Source organism: Pseudomonas sp. AK181, from assembly GCF_051122975.1.
In the GTDB taxonomy this organism is placed as follows: Bacteria; Pseudomonadota; Gammaproteobacteria; order Pseudomonadales; family Pseudomonadaceae; genus Aquipseudomonas; species Aquipseudomonas lactis.
This window is the reverse complement of the sequence record NZ_CP146348.1, coordinates 866,696-890,562: the sequence shown is the minus strand read 5'-3', so window position 1 is coordinate 890,562 and position 23,867 is coordinate 866,696. Positions and strand designations below refer to the sequence as shown.

Below are 23,867 nucleotides of genomic sequence, written 5' to 3'. Positions count from 1 at the left end.
CCTGAAAATTTTGCCGAGCATGGACCTGCGCCGCTGCCCTGCATTTGACCTGGATCAACGCCGCGAATCGTCGTCCTTCCAGGGCGCCGAGAGGTAGCGGGTGCGGTTGAAGGTCTCCAGCCATTCGGGGCAAAACACCACCAGCGCGCTAATGACCATGCCGTTGATAAAGGCTTCGGGAAAGATGATCAGCCACAGGTAACCGACAAAATCCTCCAGCCATTGCGGCATTGCAAAAAGGCCGTCGAACCACAGCAGTCCCAGGCCGGCCAACAGGCACAGCAATGCCGACAGTGCGGCAGCAAAAAAGCCCGAACAGAAGATATACACAAAGGGGTTTCGCGGCTGCGCCCGCTCCACCAACAGCGCGCACCCTTCGGTGACCAGCACCGGCAGCACGATCAGGAGCAGGCCATTGACGCCAAGCGCGGCCAGGTCCTGGCGCCCCAACAGCATCAAGCCAAGCTGGGCGGCAAAGCCACCGACGATTGCCAGCGGCCAATCGAGCAGCAAGGTCACGGCGGTCATGCCGATGAAGTGATAGGACACGCCGGCATCGAAATCCCGCCGCACCAGCCACAGCATGAACAGCGCGAACACCGTGCCGAAGAGCAAATGCTGGCGCCGCCGGTCGGCAAACAGCTCCACCCAGGGCGAGCGCAGGATCGCCCATATCACCACGGGCGCATACACCAGCCAGCCGATACCGAGGGTCTGGGGTGCCAGAACCGCTGCACTGATCACGGACGCTCTGCCTTTACCAAAAAACTCATCACACACCTCGTCCCTGGCCTGTTTCACGTGAGCATTCTACACCCGCGTTTTAAGGCAAGACTTCCTGTGGTCATCATTTGAACGCTAAGCTGCGACTATGGATGACTCAGATTACTTGCGCCTGCTCACCGTAGCGGCCGAACAAGCCAACGCATTCCTGTCCAATGCCCGCAAGTGGGAGCGTGAGCGTTGGGTCTGCCAGCGCCTGCTGCAAGGCTTGAACGTGCCCTACCGTGTCGAAGAATTTCACGCGGCGGGCCAGGAGCCGCCCGACGTGTTGTTTCGCGACGCCAGCTTCGAGGTCTTTTTTGTGCTGGACGAGGGCCGTCGCCTGAACGACGAGTGGCGCGATGAGTTACTGCGCAGGCGCAGTGCTTTCTCCTTGAGCCAACTGGTACGGCGCGAAGCCAAGCCACGGCGTATCCCCGCCCATGAGTTCCTGCTGCGCCTGGCCCCCACACTGCGTAAAAAGGCCCACAACTACAAAGAACGCGGCATGGACTTGGGTGAGTTGGACTTGATTGCGTTTACCAGCCTCAAACGCGAGGTGCTGGACCTCAACAGCCATTTTCCGCCGCCGACCGAATACCTGCGTCAGGGCTGGCGCTCGCTATCGCTAGTGGGGCCGACGTTCGCGCGGGTGCTGTTCGCACATCCCGACGCGCCGGACTTCTTGCGCAACAACCTGGGCCGCAGCATAGTGTTTGATGTCGGCATCAGCCTGTGATGCCCCTGGCTGTAACGTGGCGCCCCTTTGCAACGTCTACCTGACGAGGCCTTTATGACCAGCCGCCTGAAACCCGATGACCAAGAGCGTGTCGAAGAGTACCTGCAACTCTCCCAGAACAGAGTCGAGCGCAAGCCTTTCCGGCCGTGGCTGCTCCTCTGCGTGGTGCTGGTAGTGGTGATCGGGCTCGGTGCGCTGAGCCGCCTATTGAGTTACCTGACGCTATGAGCCGCCTGGCGCTCGCGAGGGTAACTGCTCCGATTTCTTTTAGCCTTGCGAGATATCCCCATGACCCATCGTATTATTATCGTCGGCGGCGGTGCCGGCGGCCTGGAGTTGGCTACCCGCCTGGGTAAGACCCTGGGCAAGCGTGGCAAGGCCAGCATCACGCTGGTCGATACTAACCTGACCCACATCTGGAAGCCGTTGCTGCACGAAGTGGCTGCCGGCTCGTTGAATTCCTCGGAAGACGAACTCAACTACGTCGCCCAGGCGAAATGGAACCACTTCGAGTTCCAGCTGGGCCGTATGAGCGGGCTTGACCGTGAACAGAAGAAAATCCAGCTGGCCGCCACCCTCGACGAAGAAGGCCGCGAACTGGTGCCCGCACGCGTGCTGGGCTACGACAGCCTGGTGATTGCCGTAGGCAGCACCACCAACGATTTCGGCACCGAGGGCGCGGCGCAACATTGCCTGTTCCTCGACACCCGCAAGCAGGCCGAGCGCTTCCACCAGCAACTGCTCAACCACTACCTGCGCGCCCATGCAGGCCAAACCGACGCCGTTGAACAGATCAGCGTCGCCATCGTCGGCGCCGGTGCCACCGGTGTCGAGCTGGCCGCCGAGCTGCATAACGCTGCCCATGAGCTGGCCGCCTATGGCCTGGACCGTATCAAACCAGAAAACATGCACATCACCCTGATCGAAGCCGGCCCGCGGGTATTGCCTGCCCTGCCGGAGCGGATCGGTGGGCCAGTGCACAAGACCCTGGAAAAACTAGGGGTGACGGTACTGACCAACTCGGCGGTCAGTGAAGTAACCGCCGACGCCCTGATTACCAGCAGCGGCCAGGTGATTCCGGCCAGCCTCAAGGTCTGGGCGGCCGGTATCCGCGCACCCGGTTTCCTCAAGGACATCGATGGCCTGGAAACCAACCGCATCAACCAGCTGCAAGTCCTGCAAACCCTGCAAACCACCCGCGACGAAAACATCTTCGCCTTTGGTGATTGCGCCGCCTGCCCGCAACCGGGCACCGACCGCAATGTACCGCCACGGGCCCAAGCCGCCCACCAACAGGCGTCATTGCTGGCCAAATCGCTCAAGCTGCGGATTGAAGGCAAAGAGCTGCCGACCTACAAGTACACCGACTACGGCTCGCTGATCTCGCTGTCGCGCTTTTCCGCGGTGGGTAACCTGATGGGTAATTTGACGGGCAGTGTGATGCTGGAAGGCTGGCTGGCGCGGATGTTCTACGTGTCGCTGTACCGCATGCACCAGATGGCGCTGTATGGGTTCTTCCGCACGGCGATGCTGATGCTGGGCAGCAAGATCGGCCGCGGCACCGAGCCACGCCTTAAATTGCATTAACAACGCATAACACCTGTGGGGGGCAAGTTAAGCGAATCTTGCCCCCTGTAGGAGCGAGCTTGCTCGCGAAAAACTCACAGGCGACGCGTTCACTTAGAAAGCCCGCGTTATCGTTGACGTTTTTCGCGAGCAAGCTCGCTCCTACAACAGGCAAAAAAAATCCCCGTATCTTTCGATACGAGGATTTTTAATATGGTCGGGGTAGGGGGATTCGAACTCCCGACATCCTGCTCCCAAAGCAGGCGCGCTACCGGACTGCGCTATACCCCGGTAATAAAAAGGCGACCTTTCAGTCGCCTTCTTCGATCAGCGCTTTTGGCCTCTGATCTTAAGATTCGATTCCAGCGTTAACTGGTCTCAAAAATGGTGGGTCGTGTGGGATTCGAACCTACGACCAATTGGTTAAAAGACAATTGGTTTTAGTGCTTCATAGCCCAGGATCGTGTTCGCTACACATAGCTGTTTCCGTGGCCTCGCAGCCTCTAATGAACCCACATTAGAGGCTCCAAACCATGAAAATCTCTGCGGTCGTTTCGACCAAAGGCGGCGTAGGCAAAACTACCATCGAGGCCAACCTCGGCGCTTTTTGTGCGGATGCAGGCCTGCGCGTGCTCATGATCGACCTAGATCCTGCACAGCCTTCGCTCTCCTCGTATTACCAATTGGTCGATGAAGCTCAAGGAGGCATCTACGACCTGCTGGCATTCAATATCACCGAATCAGCCAAGATCATATCCAGCACCACGATACCAAACCTGTCGCTTGTCATTTCCAACGACATCAACAACCAACTGAACAGCCTGATCCTGCAAGCACCTGACGGACGGTTGCGACTCGCCAACCTGATGCCGGGCTTCAAAGATCATTTCGACCTGGTACTGATTGACACCCAAGGCGCCAGGTCGGCAATGCTCGAAATGGTGGTCCTAGCCTCTGATTTGGTCATATCCCCACTTCCGCCCAATATGCTCGCTGCACGGGAGTTCAGCCGGGGATCCATGCAGATGCTGGACGGCCTGCGCGCCTATGGGCGCCTGGGCATGAAAATCCCTCCTGTGCGGATCGTCGTCAACAATCTCGACCAAACCACCGACGCGCAAATGATCGAGCAGTCGGTACGGGAAATTTTCCAGGACAATGACGAAATCAACGTTCTGGAATGCGTCGTCCCCTCCGCAGTGGTGTTTCGTAACAGTTCATCCCTGGGCGTCCCAGTACACCGCTTGGAATACAGACAGCCTTCCAACCGCATATCCCCTGCAGCCCTTGTCGTGATCCGCCAATTGGCCATTGAGCTTTTTCCAGAATGGCGTGACCGCTTCGAGGCCATGACCGAGGAAAAGGTAGCTAACTTGGTGAGGGAGGGTCGTTGAAATGGCGAAGCCCTCCATTACCGACGCCCGCAGTATTACTGCAAACCTCATCCTAGAGGTTGGCAAGTACTACAGCGCTCAGCAATTGCGCAGCTTGCAAGCCAAGCTCAGTGGAACCGCACGAGAAATCCGAGCCCTGACAAGCGGTTACCAATTACCCGGTCGGATTGGCGCTCAGTTGAGCGTTGACCAGCTTCAGCTTTTGCAGGACGCCGCGAAGCTTATCGAGTCAGTGAACTCGAACATTAAGCACGCGAAGGAAAAGCGCGGCCGCGACGAAAACCAAGCCAAACGCCGTCAGCAAAGTCGATATGCCGAAGCCAAACGCCTGGTAGCTGAAACATATTTAGAACCCTTTGCTCCTGAGCCAACGGCTTTGGACCCTCTTCTAGATATTCTTAAAACAGCGCTGACGCTTAATCGAGCAGACGTTTTCAGGAATGGTTATTCCCCTAGGGAGTTCAATCTCAGGCTCCGTGATTACCTGTCGCCTGCCAGAACTCGAAAGCTCATTGGCTGGACCAGCCCAAGTGCTTTTTGGATAAGCACGGTTCTCTCTCTTCGTAATGACGTTGTGCAAGCTGTTGAGCAAGAGATTGCTTACGACGATGGGTCAAGTGTTCAAGACCGCCTTGATGCCCTGAAACAGAAGGTTGCGGACTGCCTTGCCCGGACTCACCTCTCTGCTGATGAGGAAGAAACACTTCGCCTGTGGTCAGAGGCGCTCTCCCCCCGCCTCCAACAGGAAGGGGGTGAATGATGGACAAGCAAAAAGTCCTCAGCAAGGTCGCCAAACTCATGGCGCTGGCCAAGTCACAAGGCGCTGCCCCAAACGAAGTGGAAATTGCACTTCGTCAAGCTCGCCATTTGATGAATCAGTACAACTTGGAACACACCGAAGTCGCTGCCCATACAATCGAAGAATCCATTGTGGGTACCAAAACCCGTCGGGCACCGCAGGATTGGCTGCACAACCTGGCCTCAATCTGTTCCCAAGCCTTCGATTGCAGCCACTTGGCGTATTTCAATCCGCTACTTGGCTGGTCCTTCAAGTTCTTGGGGAAAGGTATTTCACCCGATCTGGCAGCTCACACCTATTCAACGCTGCATCACCAGCTTGTCGCAGCCCGACGAGCTCATGTTGCCCAGCAGAAGCGCTGCCAACTGAAAACCAAACGTCACCGCGGCCAACTGTTTGCCGAGGGCTGGCTCAATGCCGTCGCCTCTAAGGTGAACCAGTTTGCAGGTGGGATAGACGAAAACACTGCGCTGGAGATCCAAGCCTACCTGGAATGGCATCATCCAAAACTAACGCTAGCCATTATCAAGCCCATCGAAGCCAAAGGTCATGACACCCGCTCTTTGCAAGCGGGATGGGACCAGGGCAAGCATGCCAGGCTGCATCGTGGTGTCGGACAGCAGTCACAAGGAGCCCTTGGGCATGGAGGGAGCCAATGAGAACTCATTCGCTTTCACCTTTGGCCATGGCGGCGCTGGAACAAGCCAGATCCCAACTTGGGCTTGCCCCGGTTCACAAACACCATGTTTGGAGTGAGGCAGAAGAGCGCTCGCTCATTGCCCGCTATCCCAATGAACCGACTCAGGTCCTAGCCGCCGAATTGGGGCTCAGCGTCTATCAGGTCTATGCCAAAGCCAAACGGCTGGGCTTGAGCAAAAGCGCCGAGTTTCTTCGCAGTAGTCTCTGTGGCCGGCTTGACGGCAAGTTGGGCGCAGAATTCCGCTTTCCCAAGGGATCCGTCCCATGGAATAAGGGCCTTAAGGGGCTCCCCTCCTCTGGCCGTATGACTCAGACGCAGTTTAAGGCCGGCAATAAACCGGGGAACTGGCTGCCTATTGGCAGCCTGCGCACAACTCCTGACGGTTATCAGCAGAAGAAAATCACCGATACCGGTTACCCACCCGTTGACTGGAAAGCCGTGCATGTACTGCTTTGGGAGGAGCATCACGGACCAGTCCCTATAAACATGTGCGTGTGCTTCAAGGACGGCAACAAGGCCCATATAGCCCTGAATAACCTGGAGTTGCTGACGAGAGCAGAACGTATGCGTCGGAACACCATTCATCGGTATCCGGAAGAGCTGAAATCCGCAATACGCGCTATCGGCAAACTCAAACGCACCATCCGGGAGGTTGAACATGAAGAACAAGATTGAAGATCTACGTAATCACCTGTTCGTCGCGATCGAGAGCCTCCTGGACCCAGAAAGACCAATGGAAATCGAACGGGCCAAAGCGGTTGCCGAGGTTGCTCAGGTCATGATCAATTCAGCGAAGGTTGAAGTCGACATGGTCAAAGCCCTGGGGGCACGCAACGGGAGTGGTTTTCTTCAGATAGGCCAGGAGTCTGGGAAATGAATCACCTTGACCTCTCACCTCCCTACTCCGTAGAGGCTGAACAAGGTGTGTTAGGTGGGCTACTGCTCGACAACAACACCTGGGATCTCGTCGCAGACAAACTGGATGCCTCTGATTTTTTCCGACACGACCATCGGTTGCTGTTCCGGACAATGGCAAGCCTTGCTGACAAGTCCATTCCGTTCGACATCGTCACCGTCCACAACGCGTTGGAGGAGCCAGACGAAGCCGGAGGGCTGAGCTATCTGGGCGAGCTGGCCAAAAACACGCCGTCTGTAGCCAACATCGAGCATTACGCATCCATCGTGCGTAATCGCTCTCGGCTCAGACAGCTCATGTCCCTTGGATACCAATGCTCTCGCGAGGCGACAGACCCGTTGGCAAGTGCGGAGGATGTTCAAGAATCAATTGAACAGCAACTGTTCGCTCTGGGTGAAGGCAAGAGCGCAACGGAATTCGTCAATATCAACCAATGCCTGACGAACGTCGTCGAACAAATAGACGAACATTTCAACGGCAATATCACCGTGACCGGCCTGCCTTCAGGCCTGGAGGACCTGGACGAGCTGACGTCGGGTTTTCAAGAAGCCGACCTGATCATCCTCGGCGCGCGCCCGTCTATGGGGAAGACCTCTCTGGCCTTGAACTTCATAGATACGGCTCTGCAGGCAAAGCTTGATCGTACAGTTCAGGTTTTCAGCATGGAAATGCCGGCCAAAGCACTGATGTATCGATTGATGGGCATCCTAGGCCATATCGATCTGGGCAGGCTATTGAAGGGCAAGCTCGATGATGATGATTGGCCGAAGCTGACTGCAGCGGTTTCTCGTATTAATGGCTATGGAGAGCGGCTGGTCATCGACGACTCATCAGCGCTCACGCCTGCAGTAATCAGAGCTAAATCTCGTCGAGCAGCTCGTCGCTTCGGACACCCGAGCTTGATCCTGATCGATTACCTGCAGCTCATGCGCTGCCCAGGTCAGGAAAACAGGGCCAACGAGATCAGCGCTATATCCCAGTCCCTCAAGGCCCTAGCGAAAGAGATGAATTGCCCGGTGGTTGCGCTTTCCCAGCTCAACCGAGAACTGGAGCGACGGCCAAATAAGCGTCCGATCAACGCAGACCTGCGTGATAGCGGTGCGATTGAACAGGACGCGGACCTGATTATGTTCGTCTACCGGGACGAGGTGTACCACCCTCAGAGCGAACACAAAGGCATTGCAGAAATCATTCTCGGCAAGGCGCGTAACGGCCCAACTGGGACCGTACGAACAGCCTTCATCGCCAATCAGACCCGGTTTGCCAACCTCAGTCCCAACGCCGGCTGGCAAGGGGCTCAACTATGAAAAAGCACACCTCAGCGATGAATACTCTCGTACGCATCACTCACTGGTGCCTTCAATGCGATAGCCACCACCCGAAACATCAAGTGAGTGGCGCTCCAGCCTTACCCGGCGGTGAAGTGGACGAGCTTATTTGCCCTACTTGCAATAGCTATGACATCGAGGAGCTTCAGGAGGTGTCGGATGCACAGTAGCGCCGAGCTATTTCCTAGTATCCATGCCGGTGCCGTGTTCGAAGCCTCTGCTGTGGCTCATGCCCATAAATCTGGGATCAACCCGGTGGAGCTCGACGCATTAGCTCAAGCGATCGGCCGCCTTGCTCGTGACCACAGCACCGTGGTCCCAATGAGCATGCGTGAGGATCTGTTGGAGTTTGAGAAGCTCGGCTACGTCGAGCTGACCAACACGCCCAGCGCAACAATTACCGTTGAACTGCTCTGTGCGGGCGCCTTGCTATCCAGCTACTTCTGGTCGGTTTGGGTGCCCCGCTACCTCCAGTGCTGCTCGCTGAAAGTGGCCGTCATGTCTCACCTGCAACACCCCGCGGAAGTTCAGCACTGCAGCGTGGTGTTCCGCGTGCCTGGAGCACGTGAGGCTACGCGTCACTTTTTGCATGAGCTCGGTACCAAGTTTCCTGGCGATCAGGCTGAAATCATCGCGATCCAGACCGGTAACGTTCTGGCAGACAGGGATGCAGAGCTATGACCACCAATCTCCTACGCGGAAAAAGCGAGAGCCTTCGTGTACTCGTGAAGTTTGCTGAAGCGAATGGCTGGACGGTGTCTCGCACTCAAGGTGGCCATATCAAGTTCACGAAATCTGGCCTTGGATCGATTTACACCTCATCAACCGCAAGCGATTACCGCTCAGGCCTCAACGCCAAAGCCCGTATTCGTCGTGCTGATCGAGCTCAAACCCTACACTCGCAGGAGGCAATCTAATGCCTATCCGTCATTGCATCGTCCACCTGATCGACAAAAAACCCGATGGCACACCTGCTGTTCTCCAGGCACGCGATTCGGAGCTATCCGAATCGGTCGCCATCGAGAACATGCTTGCCGACCTCAACGAGAGCTATAACGCCAAACAAGGCAAGGCCTGGGGTTTCTTCCATGCCGAGTCCGGCGCGCACCCGTTTAGCGGCTGGTTAAAGCAGTACTTTGAAGGTGACCAGGACTTCACCGCCTTCAGCCACACGGCGGTCGAGCATCTGCAAAAGCTGATGGAAGAGTCCAACCTCTCCACCGGTGGCCACGTACTGTTTGCCCATTACCAGCAAGGCATGACCGACTACCTAACTGTCGCCCTGCTCCACCACAGTGAAGGCGTGGTGGTTACTGACGATCTGGACGTCACTCCTTCACGCCACCTGGACGTTGGCCAGTTGCACCTGGCAGCGCGTATCAACTTGTCCGAGTGGCAGAACAACAAGCAATCCAAGCAGTACATCTCGTACATCAAAGGCAAAAACGGTAAGAAGATCTCGGGGTATTTCAGCGACTTCATTGGCTGCATGGAAGGCGTCGACGGCCCGGGCGAAACCCGCGCCCTCCTCAAGGCGTTCAGCGACTTCGTTGAAAACGAAGACCTGCCAGACGAATCGGCCCGCGAGAAAACCAAGGCCCTAGTGGACTACGCCACCAGCCAGGCCAAGCTCGGTGAACCCATGGGCCTGGAGGAACTGTCAGGCTTGATCGATGAAGATCGCCCCAAGGCGTTCTACGACCATATCCGCAATAAGGACTACGGCCTGTCGCCGGAAATCCCCCTGGATAAACGCACTCTCAACCAATTCCGTCGGTTCACCGGCCGTGCCGAAGGCTTGTCCATCAGTTTTGAAGCGCATCTGCTAGGGGACAAGATCGAGTACGACGAGGCGTCCAATTCATTAGTCATCAAGGGGTTACCTACCCAACTCACTGATCAGTTGAAACGTCGCTGAACACACTTTCTACCCTAGGCATCGGAGCCCACCATGAGTAACAAACCACAGCGTCTGCATGAAGAAAAATTCGTTATTCGCCTGCCCGACGGGATGCGCGAACGCATCGCGTTGGAAGCACGTGAAAACGCCAGGTCGATGAACTCAGAAATTGTTTATCGGCTGGAGACAACTGCCGAACTTGAAGCTGCTCTGGATCGTGCTTTGAAAATCATTGACCAGCTTTTGGCGGCAAGCCCGGCTTATGAGCAGCCAGGAGCCAGAGTATGAAAGCGTCTTTGGCCCAAACCATGAAAGATAAGCTGTTGCTGCCGGCGTTTGAATCGAAGTCGCCGGTGGCAGCGCGAATGAGCGACCCCATCGTCGATACCCCCATGCTGTTGACTCTCGACGAAACGCTGCCGTATGACGAAAACCCAAGGACGACTCGTAACCCGAAGTACGATGAAATTAAAGAGTCGATACGAAATCGGGGACTCGATACGCCACCTCCCGTCACTCGTAAACCTGGGGAAGATAAGTACCGGATCCGCAACGGCGGCAACACTCGCCTGGCAATTTTAAACGAGTTGTATCGTGAGACCGGCGACGAGAAGTACTTCAAGTTTCACTGCCTATTTCGACCCTGGGACGCCGTTCGGGGCGAAATCATCTCGCTCACCGGCCACTTGGCTGAAAACGACCTCCAAGGCCAGCTCCTGTTCATTGAGCGGGCTATTGGGGTCGACAAAGCGAGAGCGCTGTATGAAACAGAGGCAGGGGAGTCTATCTCATTACGTGAGCTTTCACGGCGGCTGTCAGCGGATGGCTACCCGGTCTCCGCGTCTCACTTGAGTCGTATGCACGACACCATTCGGTACTTACTGCCAGCAATTCCAGGCGCGCTGTACTCTGGACTGGGAGTAGACAGAATCATAAAGCTTCTGTCTTTGCGCAAAACAGCTCTTCAGTGCTGGGATCGCAATTATCAAGAGCAGGAGCAGCACCTTGATTTCGATACGCTTTTCCAAGATGTACTGTCCCAGTTTGAGGGCGACGCTGAAGAATTTCTATTCCAGCGATTTCAGGACGAACTGATAGATCACCTTAAAAAGCCGCTGAACCTCGGCTACGAGCAAATACTGTTGGAAATCACTCAGAACCAGGACCAATTGCGCCGGTCTACGCCGGTTCTTGAGCTGCCACAGTACCCTGCATCGCAATTTGAGGGGGGGACTCAACTTAACGTTTCGAACAATGGCATTGAGGCTAATCAGAACCCTCTACAACTACCCCCTACTACTTCGGGGGGCAGCACACATAAGACGACGCCCTCCAAAGAGAGTCCTTCACCTCAAGGGGTGCAACAGCAACTGGCCCCAACTCCGCAGGAGCAAATGAGCCCACAAGAGCGCCAAGCACGTATCGATGGGCACGTTGCGAGCCCTGTGAAGACTTCTCCCAGAGTCGACAAGATGAAACGGGAGCTCGCTGCGCTTGACGGTGAGGTCTTGCCCGACTTCGCCTCCAATGCCTTGGTGGCCATCCCTGTTCAAGCTGGCGGACTCAATCCCATTTCTGACCTTTGGTACATCGAACGCGAAATAGACAATACCGCGACCCTGCGTCAGCACATCGCTCAATTGGCTCGCGAAATAGCCAGCTCGGTCAAAGCCCCAGGTCAATTTATCGATATCGATGGTGGCGTCGGGTTCAGCTACCGACACCCCGAAGCGGAAGTCGAAATTACTGCCACAGCCCAACATACCTTGACGCTGCTCCAGTCTTTGAGCGGCTCGATGGCCATCGTACTGAAAATGATTCAGCAGCAACCCAAGCTTCAAATCGACGCGTTGGCTGACTTTGAGTTCGCAGCCGGACTGGGCCAGATCTTACTGGGCCAGCCTCACACAAAAGATCAGCCCCCTGAAAGTGAATGCCGTCTCAGCGACGGCGCTCTAGTGAAGCTGTTCCGCATTATTCGTCTCGCAAGACGTTTGATTGACCTGGAAATCCAGTCAGTCGCCAACAACGGTCCGAATTCAGCCAGTTAACACACGGACTCTACAAGGGGGAGTCGTCATGTCCAAGACACCAATAAATGAAGCAATCCTGTCACAGGTGCTTCATCACATGCGTAATGGCCAACTTCGGCGCTGCATCGAAATGGGCCTGGAGCCAGAGATATTGGCTCAGCTCCAACAACCTTCAGTACTGAGCTTGCTGCTTAACACTCCCGTGTCTTGGTGCAACGTCACCATTGATGGGGACATGGTAAAAAAACTACTGTCAGGCGCGCAGCGTTCTGATGAAGAAGTGCGCATGATTGAACGTGCGCTGCGACTTGGCGCGACCACTCAAATGCTGCAACAGTTCTTCGGGCTGTCTCCGCAGGATGTGGCCCTTCAACGCCTAATGATCGGCGTGACGGCACGTCGTGGCCGTTGGCGCGAATTCAGTGAGGAGATGGACGCTCAGCTTTGGTACCGATGGACGCACCTAATGCAAGAGCATCAGGTAGAGCTTGGCGACAGTCTCGCGTTGCTGGACATCGCCATGTTGGTCGCCGAGGAACTCAATGCTCCACAGGATACTAGCCCAGATGAGACCCACGAAAACCTCAGCCTGGCCATCATCTGGCATCGCATTCAGTCCTGGATAAAGGAAGGGCTTTACCCTCCTGCAAACCCTGGCCTTCCGAGAAGGCTACAGCTTGTGTCTTCTCAACGACTTGCACAGCCTGCAGCGACATCGGTGGAAGGTGACTCTGTATTATGAGGTTGTCTCGGCTTCCCTTGTCGACGCTTTTAGACTCGGCCTCGGGTCACCTTGAAGCTCATTTGCTTCAGAAAAAAGAGTCGGCGCCTCCGGGGATTGAAGGGTCTTCCCCCTACTCCGGAATTATTTTCAGCGGGAACCCACACGAAACGGTTCCTCGCCGATTGCTTTTGGATGATCGCTTAACCCCGCTTGAAAGAAACACCTGGCAGGTATTTCGCCTACTGATCAATGACGACGGCCTTACGGCGTTCCCTACCTATGACCAACTGCGGCCATATTTGGGTATGCAACCCGGTAGGCCTGCCTCGCGTGAAACTGTATCAAAAGCATTAGTGACCTTACGTCTCACCCGTTGGCTTAGCCTGGGGCGACGGGTGCGCAATGATCTGAGTGGACAAGTGCAAGGCAACGTCTACCTGCTTCACGACGAACCGGTCACACCGGCCGAAGCTATAGAGTTCGACAAGGACTACTTGCAGCTACTCGCGCAGTCAATGCAGCACCAGACCAAGGTGATTCGCGAAGTGGCAGAAATTGCCTGGAAGGAATTTGCAGCTGATCCTGATGTTGGCCAACGCTTACCTAGCAGGCTGGACATCATCGAATCCCGCATGAATAGCCAGGCCTGGACCAAAGCGCAGGCTCCAGTCGTTCTTAAAGCGACTGAGTTCGGAATCCGAACTCAGCAAAATATAGCTCTATCTCCACTGAGTTCGGATACCGAACTCAGTGAAAAAGGCGAAGAGCGAATCGCTTTGGAGCAGAGTTCGGATGCCGAACTCAGCCGTAAATCACTGAGTTCGGACTTAGTTCGGCATCCGAACTCATATAGTACGTATACAGATACACACAAAGATGTTTGTAAAAGCTCTGTACATGTACCGCCCACACCAAACGACATCGCTGCCGATTTGCTCGGTGCACTGCATCGACTACCGGTCGAGCAAAAACAGAACGCGGTCCTGGCGCTGCAAAAGGTTCCAGCAGAGTTGAAAACCGCGCTCATCAAACAATGGGTCCACCGCTGTGACTCGGGAGGGGTCCGAAACCCGCTTGGATACTTAATGACGCTCGTCGGCATGGCCGTTCGCGGCGATTTCAACAGCCAATGGAACCCTGACGACAAGGCAAAAGCGAGCCCCGAGCGTCAAGACGCTTCAGCCCCGCCAGAGGGCGCAGAGCAGCCGACGAAGACGCTAACGCAGACGCGTAGCCCTGAGTCGATACAAACCGCAAAACACACACTCAGCGGAATGCTGCATCTGCTGAAGCCTAATCGGGGTACACATCCATGATGTCAGGTGGACAACCAGAATATCGTGGTAACGCGGCCCAGAGCGAAGCGGTCGTGACCGGAATCTGTGCCAGCTACACAGCAAGTGTTGCGGCCCGCAACACCCTGACAGGAACCGAAATACGCCGCGGCCGCCACGCAAGTGACTCGGCCCAAATCACTTGCCCAGGATCCGGCATTCGTGCCAGCGACACGGCAAGTGTTGTGGCCCACAACACCCTGACAGCATCCGGCACCGGAGGTGGCCGCCATATAAGTGGTGCGGCCCGCACCACCTTGGCAGGATCCGGCATCCGTGCCGGCGACATGGCAAGTGTTGTGGCCCACAACACCCTGACAGCATCCGGCACCGGAGGTGGCCGCCATATAAGTGGTGCGGCCCGCACCACCTTGGCAGGATCCGGCATCCGTGCCGGCGACACGGCAAGTGTTGTGGCCCACAACACCCTGACAGCATCCGGCACCGGAGGTGGCAGCCATATAAGTGGTGCGGCCCGCACCACCTTGGCAGGATCCGGCATCCGTGCCGGCGACATGGCAAGTGTTGTGGCCCACAACACCCTGACAGCATCCGGCACCGGAGGTGGCAGCCATATAAGTGGTGCGGCCCGCACCACCTTGGCAGGATCCGGCATCCGTGCCGGCGACATGGCAAGTGTTGTGGCCCACAACACCCTGACAGCATCCGGCACCGGAGGTGGCCGCCACGCAAGGGATTCGGTCCGCACCGGCGAGTTTCAGCTCTTCCTATATAGAAGCCTCAACAAATCCCCTTCCATCGGGCTACGTATTTAATGCTGCGTCTCCTATAGCCAAATTGCAGCATGGGTACGTCAATCCTCTTCCCAAGGAAACACTGCACCATGGCTGATAACTTCCGGCTCAACATCGGTTCACTGCGCAGCGATGTGAAGCTCACCCTTCACACTCACCACGCCGCTCGTATATGGATGGGGCGCCCTAAAAATGACCTCAAAGCCGGCATCATTGGTCTGTCAGGGTTCTGCACTGTCGTCAATCGAATGTCTCGAGGCGCCCAACAGGATGATCCCTACTCTGACTGGTGGATGATCCTCCTCGAGGAAAAGATCAACGATTCCAAGGAAGCGTTAAAGACCATCGAAGATCGCCTGGACACAGCCATGGCCTCTCTTCCACCGGCCATCAGCATTAGCGAAAACCTCTCGATCCAGCCTGTCAGCCTCCCGCTGTACATCTCCAATCCCCTGGGATTTCAGGCTGTGTACCTGCTGACGAACTACGACGAAATTGTCAGACGCATTCTGTTGGCCCAGCACGTTGGCCTTGTCGGGCGCCACGATATGGAAACCTGGATCGACGAAGGCGCAGCGGTACTGCGGAGACTGTTTGGTCTGGCCCAGATCTATAAGTACTCAGGCGCTGCCCGCGACGACTTCGCTGCAAACAATGCCAAGGCTGAAGCAGCCCGCAAAATGTACGAGCGGTACGGTGAGCTGCCACAAGACATCCTGGAAGGCACCCGCCGTTCGAATTTCGCGCCACCGATCATCCGCGGTCAGCAGCAAACCGAGACGGATGATCATCTCGATGACCCCGTTGAGGGTTAAAGAGCATGGGCCAGATTCCCTCCAATGATGGGTCGCTGCAACAGACCGCCTTCCGGCCACTGCAACAGGAAGCCTTCCAGCGACTGCAACAGGCTGCCTCACTAAAGGGCCTTTTAAAGCCTTTTAAAGGTAAGGGGGAGCTGACCCAATTTGCCGATCTTTGCCGAGCTCAAGAATCGGACTTAAAAGCTCTTGCCCAGGAAGTGCTGAGCCAGGCCCGCCGATATCCATTCACCCTAGTTCCAGTGCGGTTGACTGAGCAGAACACCCAAGCCGGCACCCAGTTTTTGAGATGGCAGCAGGTGACAGATCGGCGGATGGGCGTAGGGGTTTGGGCAGAAATGATGGGCTCACCCAGAACACCGGAATCCATGCTGCAGGATCTTTACGTGATGGAGCTGCAGCGCATCACCTTGAATATGCAAATGAGTTTGCTGCACTCGATCACCAAACAGGCCGCCGAGTGCGCAGAAAAAATGGGCCAGGCAGAGGCCGTGTATACCGCTCGCCTGCAGCAGCTCAACAACCCAACGCAACACCAATAACCTCGGAGAATACTCATGGGCACGCCCGTACAAGGCTGGGAAGGCAATATCGGTTCTGCACCGGAATTCAAAGAATTCCCCAACGGCAATAAAGACCCACGTCGACTCATGCGAGCCAACGTTTACTTCGACAATTCGATTCCGGATGGCAAAGGCGGCTACGAAGATCGTGGCGGTTTTTGGGCGAATGTGGAGTGGTGGCACAAGGACGCCGAGCATTATTCGCAACTGTTCCAGAAAGGTATGCGAGTGCTGGTTTCCGGTCGCGCCGTTATGGACCGTTGGAAGAACGACGATGGCGAATTCGAAGCTTTGAAAATCCAGGCCAGCCGGGTCGGCATGCTGCCACACCGCGTGACCATGGTGAATCTGGCGCCTTCGCAAAACCAGAATTCGCAACAGTCCAACAGACCCGAATCGCGGCCGCAGCCAGCTCCAGGCCCGGATGAATATCCAGATACCGATCCACCGCAATTCTGAAAACAGGGGCTTAATTTTTCGGCCCATTCGTGTAGCTGTCGGTGTTGGGGGAAACAGCTCATCGTTTCCCCCGACCTCATTAGAGAACCACTACAAATTAGGACGTGCCGATGGATGAAGTTTTGAGGGACCCAACAGGGTACGTTGTCATTGGCGCAGAGCACCCAGCTTTAGGCCGTGTTTACTGGGCTTACTTTGATGAAAGCGAGGTGAATGCTCCGGACTACTACGGGCTCACCCTGGACATAAACCGAGCATCATGGGCTCCAGTTGGGTGGCGAACGGGAGAGTATCTGATGGGGGGCCGTGGAGAGACAGACCTTGATACCTGGCAAGCCCGCCGATTTATCAACACCTTGCTCGATGAATACCGCTTAGATACTGAATACCGCGTCGACTTTGACGACGACGACGAAATGACTGAACACTTATACGGCAAGCTGGAACAACTACGTGTTCAAAGCGGACAATCCACTCAGGACTTCATCGCGTGGATCAGAGTTGCGAACTGGACGGACGAGCCAGCTTCGAATTGACATCAAACCGCCAATTGGTTGGCAAAAAATCGCGCCATTCGTTAACTTTCAGGTTGAGTCACACTTCCATTCGGCTATCTCAAGCACAGAAGTTTAAAACTTCCGTTTTTGATGCAAAAAAATGCGCTATTCGTGATGTTACTGTCTGATAGATCTGTTCTTCGGGGACCGATAGCCAATGGCGCAATCTCGAACTTCTTTGAAACCAGCAGATAGGCGGCAATTCAATAACCCCCATACTGCCGTTCAAATAGCCGGTGCTGACGCCGCCCGAAAAGGGCTACGGGTGTATGACTGCCCTTACCACCATCCTGCGATGCGCGCGTCGTGGCTAAAGGGCTTTGCCCAGGAACAGCAGCTGACGCTGGACCTCTAGCCGCTAAAAGCCTCCCGTTGTGCATTGACCATTTCCCATTGAAGCCTTACCTGCCATGACGTGACAGTCCCGCTCTGCATAATTGAGAAGGGGCACACCGTGAAGCTATTGATCATCGAGGCACCTGGGAAGCTGAAAAAGCTTCAGCCAATGATGAAGAAACTGCGCCCAGGCGAACACTGGTTGGTTGTCGCCAGTGGTGGGCACATACGTGACTTGCCCGCCAGAGGGCAGGACGACAGCATGATCACCACAGGCGTCCGCAAAAATTACACACCGGTGTACGAGATCCTGGATAAGAGCGCCAAGGCCGTGCGGACCATCAAGGCCGCAGCTAAACAGGCCGATGAAATCTACCTCGCAACCGATCCGGATCGCGAAGGTGAAAGCATCAGCTGGCACATCCAGCAGGTACTGGCGGTCAAATCCTACAAACGCATCACCTTCAATGAAATCACCCTGAAGCGTGTCGCAGAGGCTCTAGCCAATCCTCGCCAAATCGATTTGAACAGAGTCGCGTCACAAGAATGCCGGCGTGTACTTGATCGTTTGGTGGGTTACCTGGTGACTCAGGAGCTACGCCGACTGATGGGCAAGCCCACCTCTGCAGGCCGCGTGCAATCGCCTGCCGTATACCTGGTGGTTTTGCGCGAGCGCGAGATCCGCAACTTTCAGGTAATCAACCACTTCGGTGTGCGTCTGAACTTTGTGGATATGAATCAGGGCACCACCTGGTATGCAGACTGGCGACCGGTACCGGATTTCGCGAGCAAAGACTTTCCTTACGTTCAAGATGCCAACCTGGCCCGACTCGTCGCCGGCACACGTAATGTCGTCGTCGAGTCCTGTGAAGACCGCAAGGCCGAGCGCCACCCACCCGCGCCCTTCATCTCTTCCACCCTTCAACAAGCAGCCAGCAACGCCTTGAAATGGGACCCGGACAAGACCATGCAAGTCGCCCAGCGATTGTATGAACAAGGCGTGATCACCTACCACAGGACGGATAATCCCAACGTACCAGACGAGGCCATGGAGGATATTAGAACCGTAGCTAGATCTATCGGATTGAAGACCGTCGACGAGCGACGTACATTCAAGGCCGCCGAAGGCGCGCAGGAAGGCCACCCCGCTATTACCCCGACGCATTGGGCTGATACAAAAGCTGGTGAGAACGACGAGGAACTCGCCCTGTACAAGTTGATTTGGGTCCGGGCGCTGGCCAGCCAGATCGAAGCGGCGGTATTCGACGTGCGTGCTGTAAAACTGCTCGCGGTTGGCCCAAATGGTAAGGCTTTGCGATTCAATGCAACTGGTGAAACCCTTTTTCATCCTGGGTGGCGGAAACTGCTCAAGGGCGATGACACAGACGATGAGGAAGATGGAGCAGCGAGCAACCCAGTTCCTGCACTCACACCAAAACAGATCATCTCTGTGCACAACGGAGAACTGCTGAAGAAGAAAACTCAGCCGCCATCCCGCTACACCAAGGCCAGTCTAATCAAAGAAATGGAGCGCCGCGGTATTGGTCGTCCCAGCACGTTCGCCTCGATCTTGAAGAACATCACCAGCAAAGGAATGATTGAGGAAAAAAGCCGCAAGCTGGTACCGGCGCCGCTGGGGGAGGAAACAATCGCGAAGCTGGAAGGGTTCTACAGTTTCGTGGAGCTCGATTTTACGAGGGAGCTGGAGCGGGATTTGGACAAAGTCGCCCAGGGCCAAGACACCTATGGAGCTGTCGTTGCGCGTCTGCATAGACGCCTGGAAGAGGAACTGTCTCAGCAACGTGGAATGCCGAGTGTGCCGATGGCGTCCGCTCCACGCCCAGCCACAGCAGGTGGCGCTTTCAACTGTCCCAAGTGCAATCAACCCCTCGCAAGGCGACAAAAAAAAGGGGGCGGTGGCTATGACTTTTGGGGTTGCACAGGCTTCAAATCGAATGGATGCAAGGTGAGTTTTCCAAACTTGAATGGCAAACCAGATCTCAATAAACCCAGAGGGGTGTGACTTCTGCCATTGCCGATATAAATCACCGACAACGCCGTTACGCATTAACCCTAGAAGCCCACCATTCCTATACCTGACAGTCCTCTGCGAAATTGCAGAGGAGGTCATGGGTGAGCGTACAGAAGAGACAATCGGTGGTGGGGCTGCGCATCTTAGCGCCGAAGCTGGAGAAGTTCTCAGACCGGCAAATTGAAGTCGCCCAGACCTGGGCTTTACAATTTAACGTACCGCCCTCCCAGCTGACCTCCTTCATCGATACCTATCTGAGTTCCACTGTCCATACTCGTTGCTGGTGCGTAGCCCTGCCCTCTACAGATGATCAAACACGGCGGCTCCTGGCCAGAATCGGCGATCACCTCCAGTACTTCGATGGTCATCAGGTTAAGGCCTGCAAAATCTTCAGCAAGGACCGCGTGCATAAGAGAAAACCCACCGCAATGGTGGCCCAGCAGCTACTGCTCAGGTTTGAAAAACGCTGGTATGCAGACGTCCTACTGACCTCCTTCTGCAAGTCTGCTGGAGAGAGGGCGAAAGCCCTTTCGATTGAAGATCTAGGAAGCTTTAATCGCCGCGGCTTCGATTGGACGGCGAGCAACAATCGGTACTTCAATCCCCGCACCCGATTTTACCTGAAGCAGATTGGCAGCACGCTGAAGCAGTTTTGCCAGTGTCTGGACCAAGAGCTTTTATTCGCCATTCGTTCAGCGCAATGTCCCTCACCCAAGCTCTATAACTGGCTGGCTCAAGGTGACCGAAAACGCCGCCTTCAGGCCCTAAAAGCCCAGCCAGTACTGATTCCACTTCTGGTACTAGCAGATCAATGGCCGTGGCCGTGGGATGGGCAGCAGCAGGTATACATGAACTGCCCATGGGATGAACTTCAGGCGTGGCGCCCATACTGGAGTGAGGACCGTTATTTGATTTCCGCTGAAGAGTGCCTGGTAGGTCGCATAGCCGACGCGGGCCTCCCCCTTTCCGACACACTGGCTTGGCTGCTACAGGCGCCGCGCGCTGCAGTGCGCTACCTGGGTCAACAGCGGGTATTCGATACCGGCAGTGCATTGACCCGTATCAGCCGCGAGGGGCCACAAGGACCCTGGCATCGACTGCTGCTGGGAGCCTCACTGGGCAATCGCCGTCCTCTTAAAAAAGCGCACTGGATCACTCTCTTCGCGCTGCTGGATAAAATCCCGTATCAACTGCTGGATCAAACGCAGGACTGGAACAGGCTGCTGTCAGGGTGTCCAACTGATTGGTCGGACGACAATTGGTCCAAAATCGCCGACGACTTTCGAGACCTGAACGAGCTCTTTAACAACGTTGATGAGAGCGACGGACCAGCTTCTGGTGAAGCACTGCAGAAACTCAAAAGCTTCATTGCTACTGCTTCCTATCACCAGATCGCCAGCTTGGTGAATGGCTTTCACCTCGCGTTGATAGACATCCGTGAGGCTTTAGATGCAGTAGATCCACAAACAAGAACAGACTCTTTAACGCCCTGGAAGCCGCTGCTTTATTCAACCAGCACACCCCTCGTGAGTCCAAATGGGCTGCAAATTATCGAACTGAAGTGCCCCGCCGATCTTGATGCGGAACATCGAGCGCTGGGCCATTGCATTGATGGTTACGACTACAGTGCTTATCGGGGCATCTGCCGTCTTTTTTCGGTTCGCGAAAACGGGAAATCGTTGGCCTCTGCAGAAATCCAAATGGATGAAAGTGCCTGGGGCGAAACGTTAGCAAAATTGACTCCCAAACACCTGGTGACGATACAACTGAGAGGGCTCCGCAATCGCACACCTAAGTCGGGCTCCAGGGTTGACCGGGCCTATCAATGGTTTTGGGCAAAGATCAAATCGGGTGAGCTCGCCATTAACCTGGAATGGCCCGACCAAACACTATCCATGTCGCGCTATACAAATCGAAACCGGAAAAAAATGCATGCCCAGGCCTGTGCGGAATGGATCAACCAACGATTGAGCAGGACATGAGTCGTCCACGTCTGATGAACCGCCGGCAGGACCTGGTCGAAAAAGTCATTTTTGACGGCTATGACTTCGGGGTCTTAATGCAATACGTTGAGGGTGCGAACCGGCTGTTTCTCGAACGTAATGGTTTCTATATTCGGCGTGCCGAGCATCCTCAACATCGCTATTGGCGATTACCAAAAGGCAAGTTGCTGGATGACCTGGATGTGCTCTTCCACCGTTTGATGGAGTTGTCCGAGGACCGTTTCAATGAAAGTTGGGAGACGTTTTCACATAAAATCACAGCCGCACAAAACGACCCAGATCGGCAGGCATTCACGTGGGGGCTGACCTTTCGGATAGCTCCACTCGTTCAGGGCGGGATCCTGCTGTCAGGTGACTACCATCCTGGCGCGGTCGCCGTTTCAAGGCGCATGCACGGCGTGTTTCTCGGGCATTCCAAGTCCTGGCGCATTGACGCTGGTGCGGAAGTGGTGCGAAGCAACTTGATCCTGGAGCTTGGATTGTCGGAGGATCAGTTCGAAATCCTCGACACCGTGCAAGAGCTGCTGACCGACGGATCCGTTGTTCCAGCTGATGAAATCACCCGCATCAGTCTTGGTGGACCGCCACAAGAGCGCGCAGCAAAAGCGGCTGACGATAGCACCTCAACCGATGTGTATTTAGCCGCGGTGCCCTCAATCGAGCGCACCGGGTCCACTACCGAACAGATTAACCAGGCATTGGCTGGTTATTCTTTACTGGACCATCAACCGGCAGGCATCCGGCACTTGCTACAGCGCACAAGCGCCTTGCTTGCGGATGACATGGGGCTTGGTAAAACTCGCCAAGCAATCATTGCCGCTGCAATCCGAGCAGCTAATAGACCCATCTTGGTTATCACCCTGTCGACGTTGATCATCAACTGGCAACGCGAAATCCAGATGGTGTATCCCAAGGCCACTATCGGCCAACAGGTCTTTGATCCCTCTTCGCAATGGATTATCACCAACTACGAACGCCTTGGCGATTTTGTTCTGCATGCAGGACACTTTGAAGTGATGATCATCGACGAGGCGCACCGCCTGAAAGAGCCGACCGCCGCGTGGACACGTCACGGCTTCGACATTGCCGCCAAGATACCCAACCGTTACCTGCTGACGGGTACGCCAGTCCTCAACCGAGAATCTGAGCTGCACACGCTGCTACGGCTATCCGGCCACCCCGTTGGGAAACTGCCCTTGAAAGAATTCTGCGAACAGTTCGCCGGCAGTCAGGATTTCCGCATGAATCTGCGGGGCGCAATCGGCGATTGGATGCTCCGTCGACGCAAGGATGTCTTGCCCGGTCTCAAGGGCAAACAGCGCCAAACTTTACCCATCGAACTCACTGCTGAAGAGCGCAAGCAATACGATCAAATTCGGCTCGAAGACAGGCCTAGCCTCGCCAGGTTGGGATCACTGCGTCAGTTGCTTGAGCAGGTAAAGATTCGTGTCGTAATGGATCTGCTGTGCGAACTGGACGCGGAGGACAAAGTAATCTTGTTCTGTGAGTTCAAGGATACGGTAGGAACACTTCGCACTCGGTGCAAGCAAGCTGAGTACGGGTGCGTCACGGTTGTCGGCAGTGACTCTGTAGGCAAACGGCAGAAGGCGATCGATCAATTCCAAAGTGATCCAGAAACCCGCGTCTTTGCCGCCACTACCTCCGCTGCCGGCACCGGCAACAACCTCACTGCGGCCAACTATGTGATGTTCCTGGGCCTCCCCTGGACGCCTGGACTGCAGGACCAGGCTGAGGACAGGGCCTACCGCAATGGGCAATTGCGCATGGTCGTGGTGAAAATCCCGCTGGTGGAAAACACAATCGACCAGATGCTTTGGCAAATGCTGCAGGATAAGCGTCAGTTGGCAAGTGACCTCATTGAGCCCGACGCGGCCGGCAACGCGAGACAAGCATTGGCGACCAATTTGTAGATCTGCGGTATATCACTGCTTCTTAGTGGCTGAGACCTTGTAAACGTACTTGGAACCATTACTTTTGTTTTCTGGAATCTAATAGGCCTCCCCATCGGCAACAATAGTTTCGTTCGATATCTGCAAACTTCCGAAAGTGGCAAATCTATTTCGATTTTACCCACTTTGCTCGTATTCATTTCGAGGAGTCGAACATAATTGACTTTGTTACGTATTAG

Annotated in this window: 26 protein-coding genes and 1 tRNA gene; 25 read left to right on the top strand and 2 right to left on the bottom strand. The window is 55.4% G+C overall.

Going from position 1 to position 23,867, the window contains the following annotated elements; translation table 11 throughout:
• Window positions 1-54 precede the first annotated feature (54 nt).
• The gene (locus V8689_RS04330) at window positions 55-744 is read right to left on the bottom strand and encodes an energy-coupling factor ABC transporter permease (RefSeq protein WP_056790531.1); all 690 of its coding nucleotides are present in this window, start codon (window positions 742-744) and stop codon (window positions 55-57) included.
• 127 nt (window positions 745-871) lie between these two features.
• Here V8689_RS04330 and V8689_RS04325 point away from each other — a divergent pair, with 127 nt between their 5' ends.
• Genes V8689_RS04325 through V8689_RS04315 form a run of 3 tightly spaced genes read left to right on the top strand, consistent with a single transcriptional unit; the run spans window position 872 to window position 3,088 of the window.
• On the top strand, window positions 872-1,501 hold the full coding sequence (locus V8689_RS04325) for a DUF1780 domain-containing protein (RefSeq protein ID WP_003188431.1): 630 nt from the start codon (window positions 872-874) through the stop codon (window positions 1,499-1,501).
• A 54-nt stretch (window positions 1,502-1,555) separates the two neighbouring features.
• A complete protein-coding gene (locus tag V8689_RS04320) occupies window positions 1,556-1,729 on the top strand; it encodes a DUF3094 family protein (RefSeq protein ID WP_032893628.1) in 174 nt (57 codons plus the stop codon).
• A gap of 60 nt (window positions 1,730-1,789) precedes the next feature.
• Window positions 1,790-3,088, top strand: a complete 1,299-nt coding sequence (locus tag V8689_RS04315) for an NAD(P)/FAD-dependent oxidoreductase (RefSeq protein ID WP_014716868.1) — start codon at window positions 1,790-1,792, stop codon at window positions 3,086-3,088.
• 193 nt (window positions 3,089-3,281) lie between these two features.
• Here the strand turns inward: V8689_RS04315 and V8689_RS04310 are convergent.
• Window positions 3,282-3,358: transfer RNA gene (locus V8689_RS04310), tRNA-Pro, on the bottom strand.
• Between the two features lie 242 nt (window positions 3,359-3,600).
• On the opposite strand from V8689_RS04310, the gene V8689_RS04305 reads away from it, so the two are divergent.
• The 22 genes from V8689_RS04305 (at window position 3,601) to V8689_RS04200 (ending at window position 23,649) form a co-directional block, all read left to right on the top strand.
• Window positions 3,601-4,461, top strand: a complete 861-nt coding sequence (locus tag V8689_RS04305) for a ParA family protein (protein ID WP_008437313.1) — start codon at window positions 3,601-3,603, stop codon at window positions 4,459-4,461.
• A gap of 1 nt (window position 4,462) precedes the next feature.
• Window positions 4,463-5,221 (top strand): hypothetical protein, encoded by a 759-nt coding sequence (locus V8689_RS04300; protein ID WP_008437314.1) that lies wholly within the window; start codon window positions 4,463-4,465, stop codon window positions 5,219-5,221.
• A complete protein-coding gene (locus V8689_RS04295; protein WP_008437315.1) occupies window positions 5,218-5,919 on the top strand; it encodes a DUF2786 domain-containing protein in 702 nt (233 codons plus the stop codon). The genes V8689_RS04300 and V8689_RS04295 overlap by 4 nt, the downstream gene beginning before the upstream one ends.
• The gene (locus V8689_RS04290) at window positions 5,916-6,635 is read left to right on the top strand and encodes an HNH endonuclease signature motif containing protein (protein ID WP_020301295.1); all 720 of its coding nucleotides are present in this window, start codon (window positions 5,916-5,918) and stop codon (window positions 6,633-6,635) included. The genes V8689_RS04295 and V8689_RS04290 overlap by 4 nt, the downstream gene beginning before the upstream one ends.
• Window positions 6,619-6,837 (top strand): hypothetical protein, encoded by a 219-nt coding sequence (locus V8689_RS04285; protein WP_008437317.1) that lies wholly within the window; start codon window positions 6,619-6,621, stop codon window positions 6,835-6,837. Before V8689_RS04290 ends, V8689_RS04285 begins: the two co-directional genes overlap by 17 nt.
• Entirely contained in the window at window positions 6,834-8,183 is a 1,350-nt protein-coding gene (gene dnaB, locus V8689_RS04280) for a replicative DNA helicase (RefSeq protein WP_008437319.1), read from the top strand. The genes V8689_RS04285 and dnaB overlap by 4 nt, the downstream gene beginning before the upstream one ends.
• 180 nt (window positions 8,184-8,363) lie before the next feature.
• A complete protein-coding gene (locus V8689_RS04275; RefSeq protein WP_008437321.1) occupies window positions 8,364-8,885 on the top strand; it encodes a hypothetical protein in 522 nt (173 codons plus the stop codon).
• Entirely contained in the window at window positions 8,882-9,121 is a 240-nt protein-coding gene (locus tag V8689_RS04270) for a type II toxin-antitoxin system HicA family toxin (RefSeq protein ID WP_008437325.1), read from the top strand. Before V8689_RS04275 ends, V8689_RS04270 begins: the two co-directional genes overlap by 4 nt.
• Complete coding sequence (gene yejK, locus V8689_RS04265) at window positions 9,121-10,122, top strand: nucleoid-associated protein YejK (protein ID WP_008437326.1); 1,002 nt, start codon at window positions 9,121-9,123, stop codon at window positions 10,120-10,122. Before V8689_RS04270 ends, yejK begins: the two co-directional genes overlap by 1 nt.
• A 33-nt stretch (window positions 10,123-10,155) precedes the next feature.
• On the top strand, window positions 10,156-10,392 hold the full coding sequence (locus V8689_RS04260; protein WP_008437327.1) for an Arc family DNA-binding protein: 237 nt from the start codon (window positions 10,156-10,158) through the stop codon (window positions 10,390-10,392).
• Window positions 10,389-12,155 carry a ParB family protein gene (locus V8689_RS04255; protein ID WP_008437328.1) on the top strand — a complete coding sequence of 589 codons (1,767 nt, stop codon included), beginning with the start codon at window positions 10,389-10,391 and terminating at the stop codon, window positions 12,153-12,155. Before V8689_RS04260 ends, V8689_RS04255 begins: the two co-directional genes overlap by 4 nt.
• 28 nt (window positions 12,156-12,183) lie before the next feature.
• Window positions 12,184-12,879, top strand: a complete 696-nt coding sequence (locus V8689_RS04250; RefSeq protein ID WP_008437329.1) for a DUF2857 domain-containing protein — start codon at window positions 12,184-12,186, stop codon at window positions 12,877-12,879.
• Entirely contained in the window at window positions 12,876-14,177 is a 1,302-nt protein-coding gene (locus V8689_RS04245) for an STY4528 family pathogenicity island replication protein (RefSeq protein ID WP_019816979.1), read from the top strand. The genes V8689_RS04250 and V8689_RS04245 overlap by 4 nt, the downstream gene beginning before the upstream one ends.
• Window positions 14,178-14,380: 203 nt before the next feature.
• On the top strand, window positions 14,381-14,971 hold the full coding sequence (locus V8689_RS04240; protein ID WP_124356005.1) for a hypothetical protein: 591 nt from the start codon (window positions 14,381-14,383) through the stop codon (window positions 14,969-14,971).
• 68 nt (window positions 14,972-15,039) lie between these two features.
• Complete coding sequence (locus V8689_RS04235; RefSeq protein ID WP_008437331.1) at window positions 15,040-15,765, top strand: PFL_4669 family integrating conjugative element protein; 726 nt, start codon at window positions 15,040-15,042, stop codon at window positions 15,763-15,765.
• Between the two features lie 5 nt (window positions 15,766-15,770).
• Window positions 15,771-16,310, top strand: coding sequence for a DUF3158 family protein (locus V8689_RS04230; RefSeq protein ID WP_008437334.1), 540 nt, complete (start codon window positions 15,771-15,773; stop codon window positions 16,308-16,310).
• Between the two features lie 15 nt (window positions 16,311-16,325).
• The gene (locus V8689_RS04225) at window positions 16,326-16,790 is read left to right on the top strand and encodes a single-stranded DNA-binding protein (protein ID WP_008437336.1); all 465 of its coding nucleotides are present in this window, start codon (window positions 16,326-16,328) and stop codon (window positions 16,788-16,790) included.
• Between the two features lie 110 nt (window positions 16,791-16,900).
• Window positions 16,901-17,326: a hypothetical protein gene (locus V8689_RS04220; protein WP_008437339.1), complete on the top strand. Its 426-nt coding sequence runs from the start codon at window positions 16,901-16,903 to the stop codon at window positions 17,324-17,326.
• A gap of 178 nt (window positions 17,327-17,504) precedes the next feature.
• Window positions 17,505-17,702: a CrpP family ICE-associated protein gene (locus tag V8689_RS04215; RefSeq protein ID WP_073845721.1), complete on the top strand. Its 198-nt coding sequence runs from the start codon at window positions 17,505-17,507 to the stop codon at window positions 17,700-17,702.
• A 99-nt stretch (window positions 17,703-17,801) separates the two neighbouring features.
• A complete protein-coding gene (topA, locus tag V8689_RS04210) occupies window positions 17,802-19,706 on the top strand; it encodes a type I DNA topoisomerase (RefSeq protein WP_434520684.1) in 1,905 nt (634 codons plus the stop codon).
• Window positions 19,707-19,816: 110 nt separating this feature from the next.
• Entirely contained in the window at window positions 19,817-21,697 is a 1,881-nt protein-coding gene (locus V8689_RS04205) for a hypothetical protein (protein WP_019818088.1), read from the top strand.
• On the top strand, window positions 21,694-23,649 hold the full coding sequence (locus V8689_RS04200) for a DEAD/DEAH box helicase (protein ID WP_024073377.1): 1,956 nt from the start codon (window positions 21,694-21,696) through the stop codon (window positions 23,647-23,649). Before V8689_RS04205 ends, V8689_RS04200 begins: the two co-directional genes overlap by 4 nt.
• The last annotated feature ends 218 nt before the right edge of the window (window positions 23,650-23,867 follow it).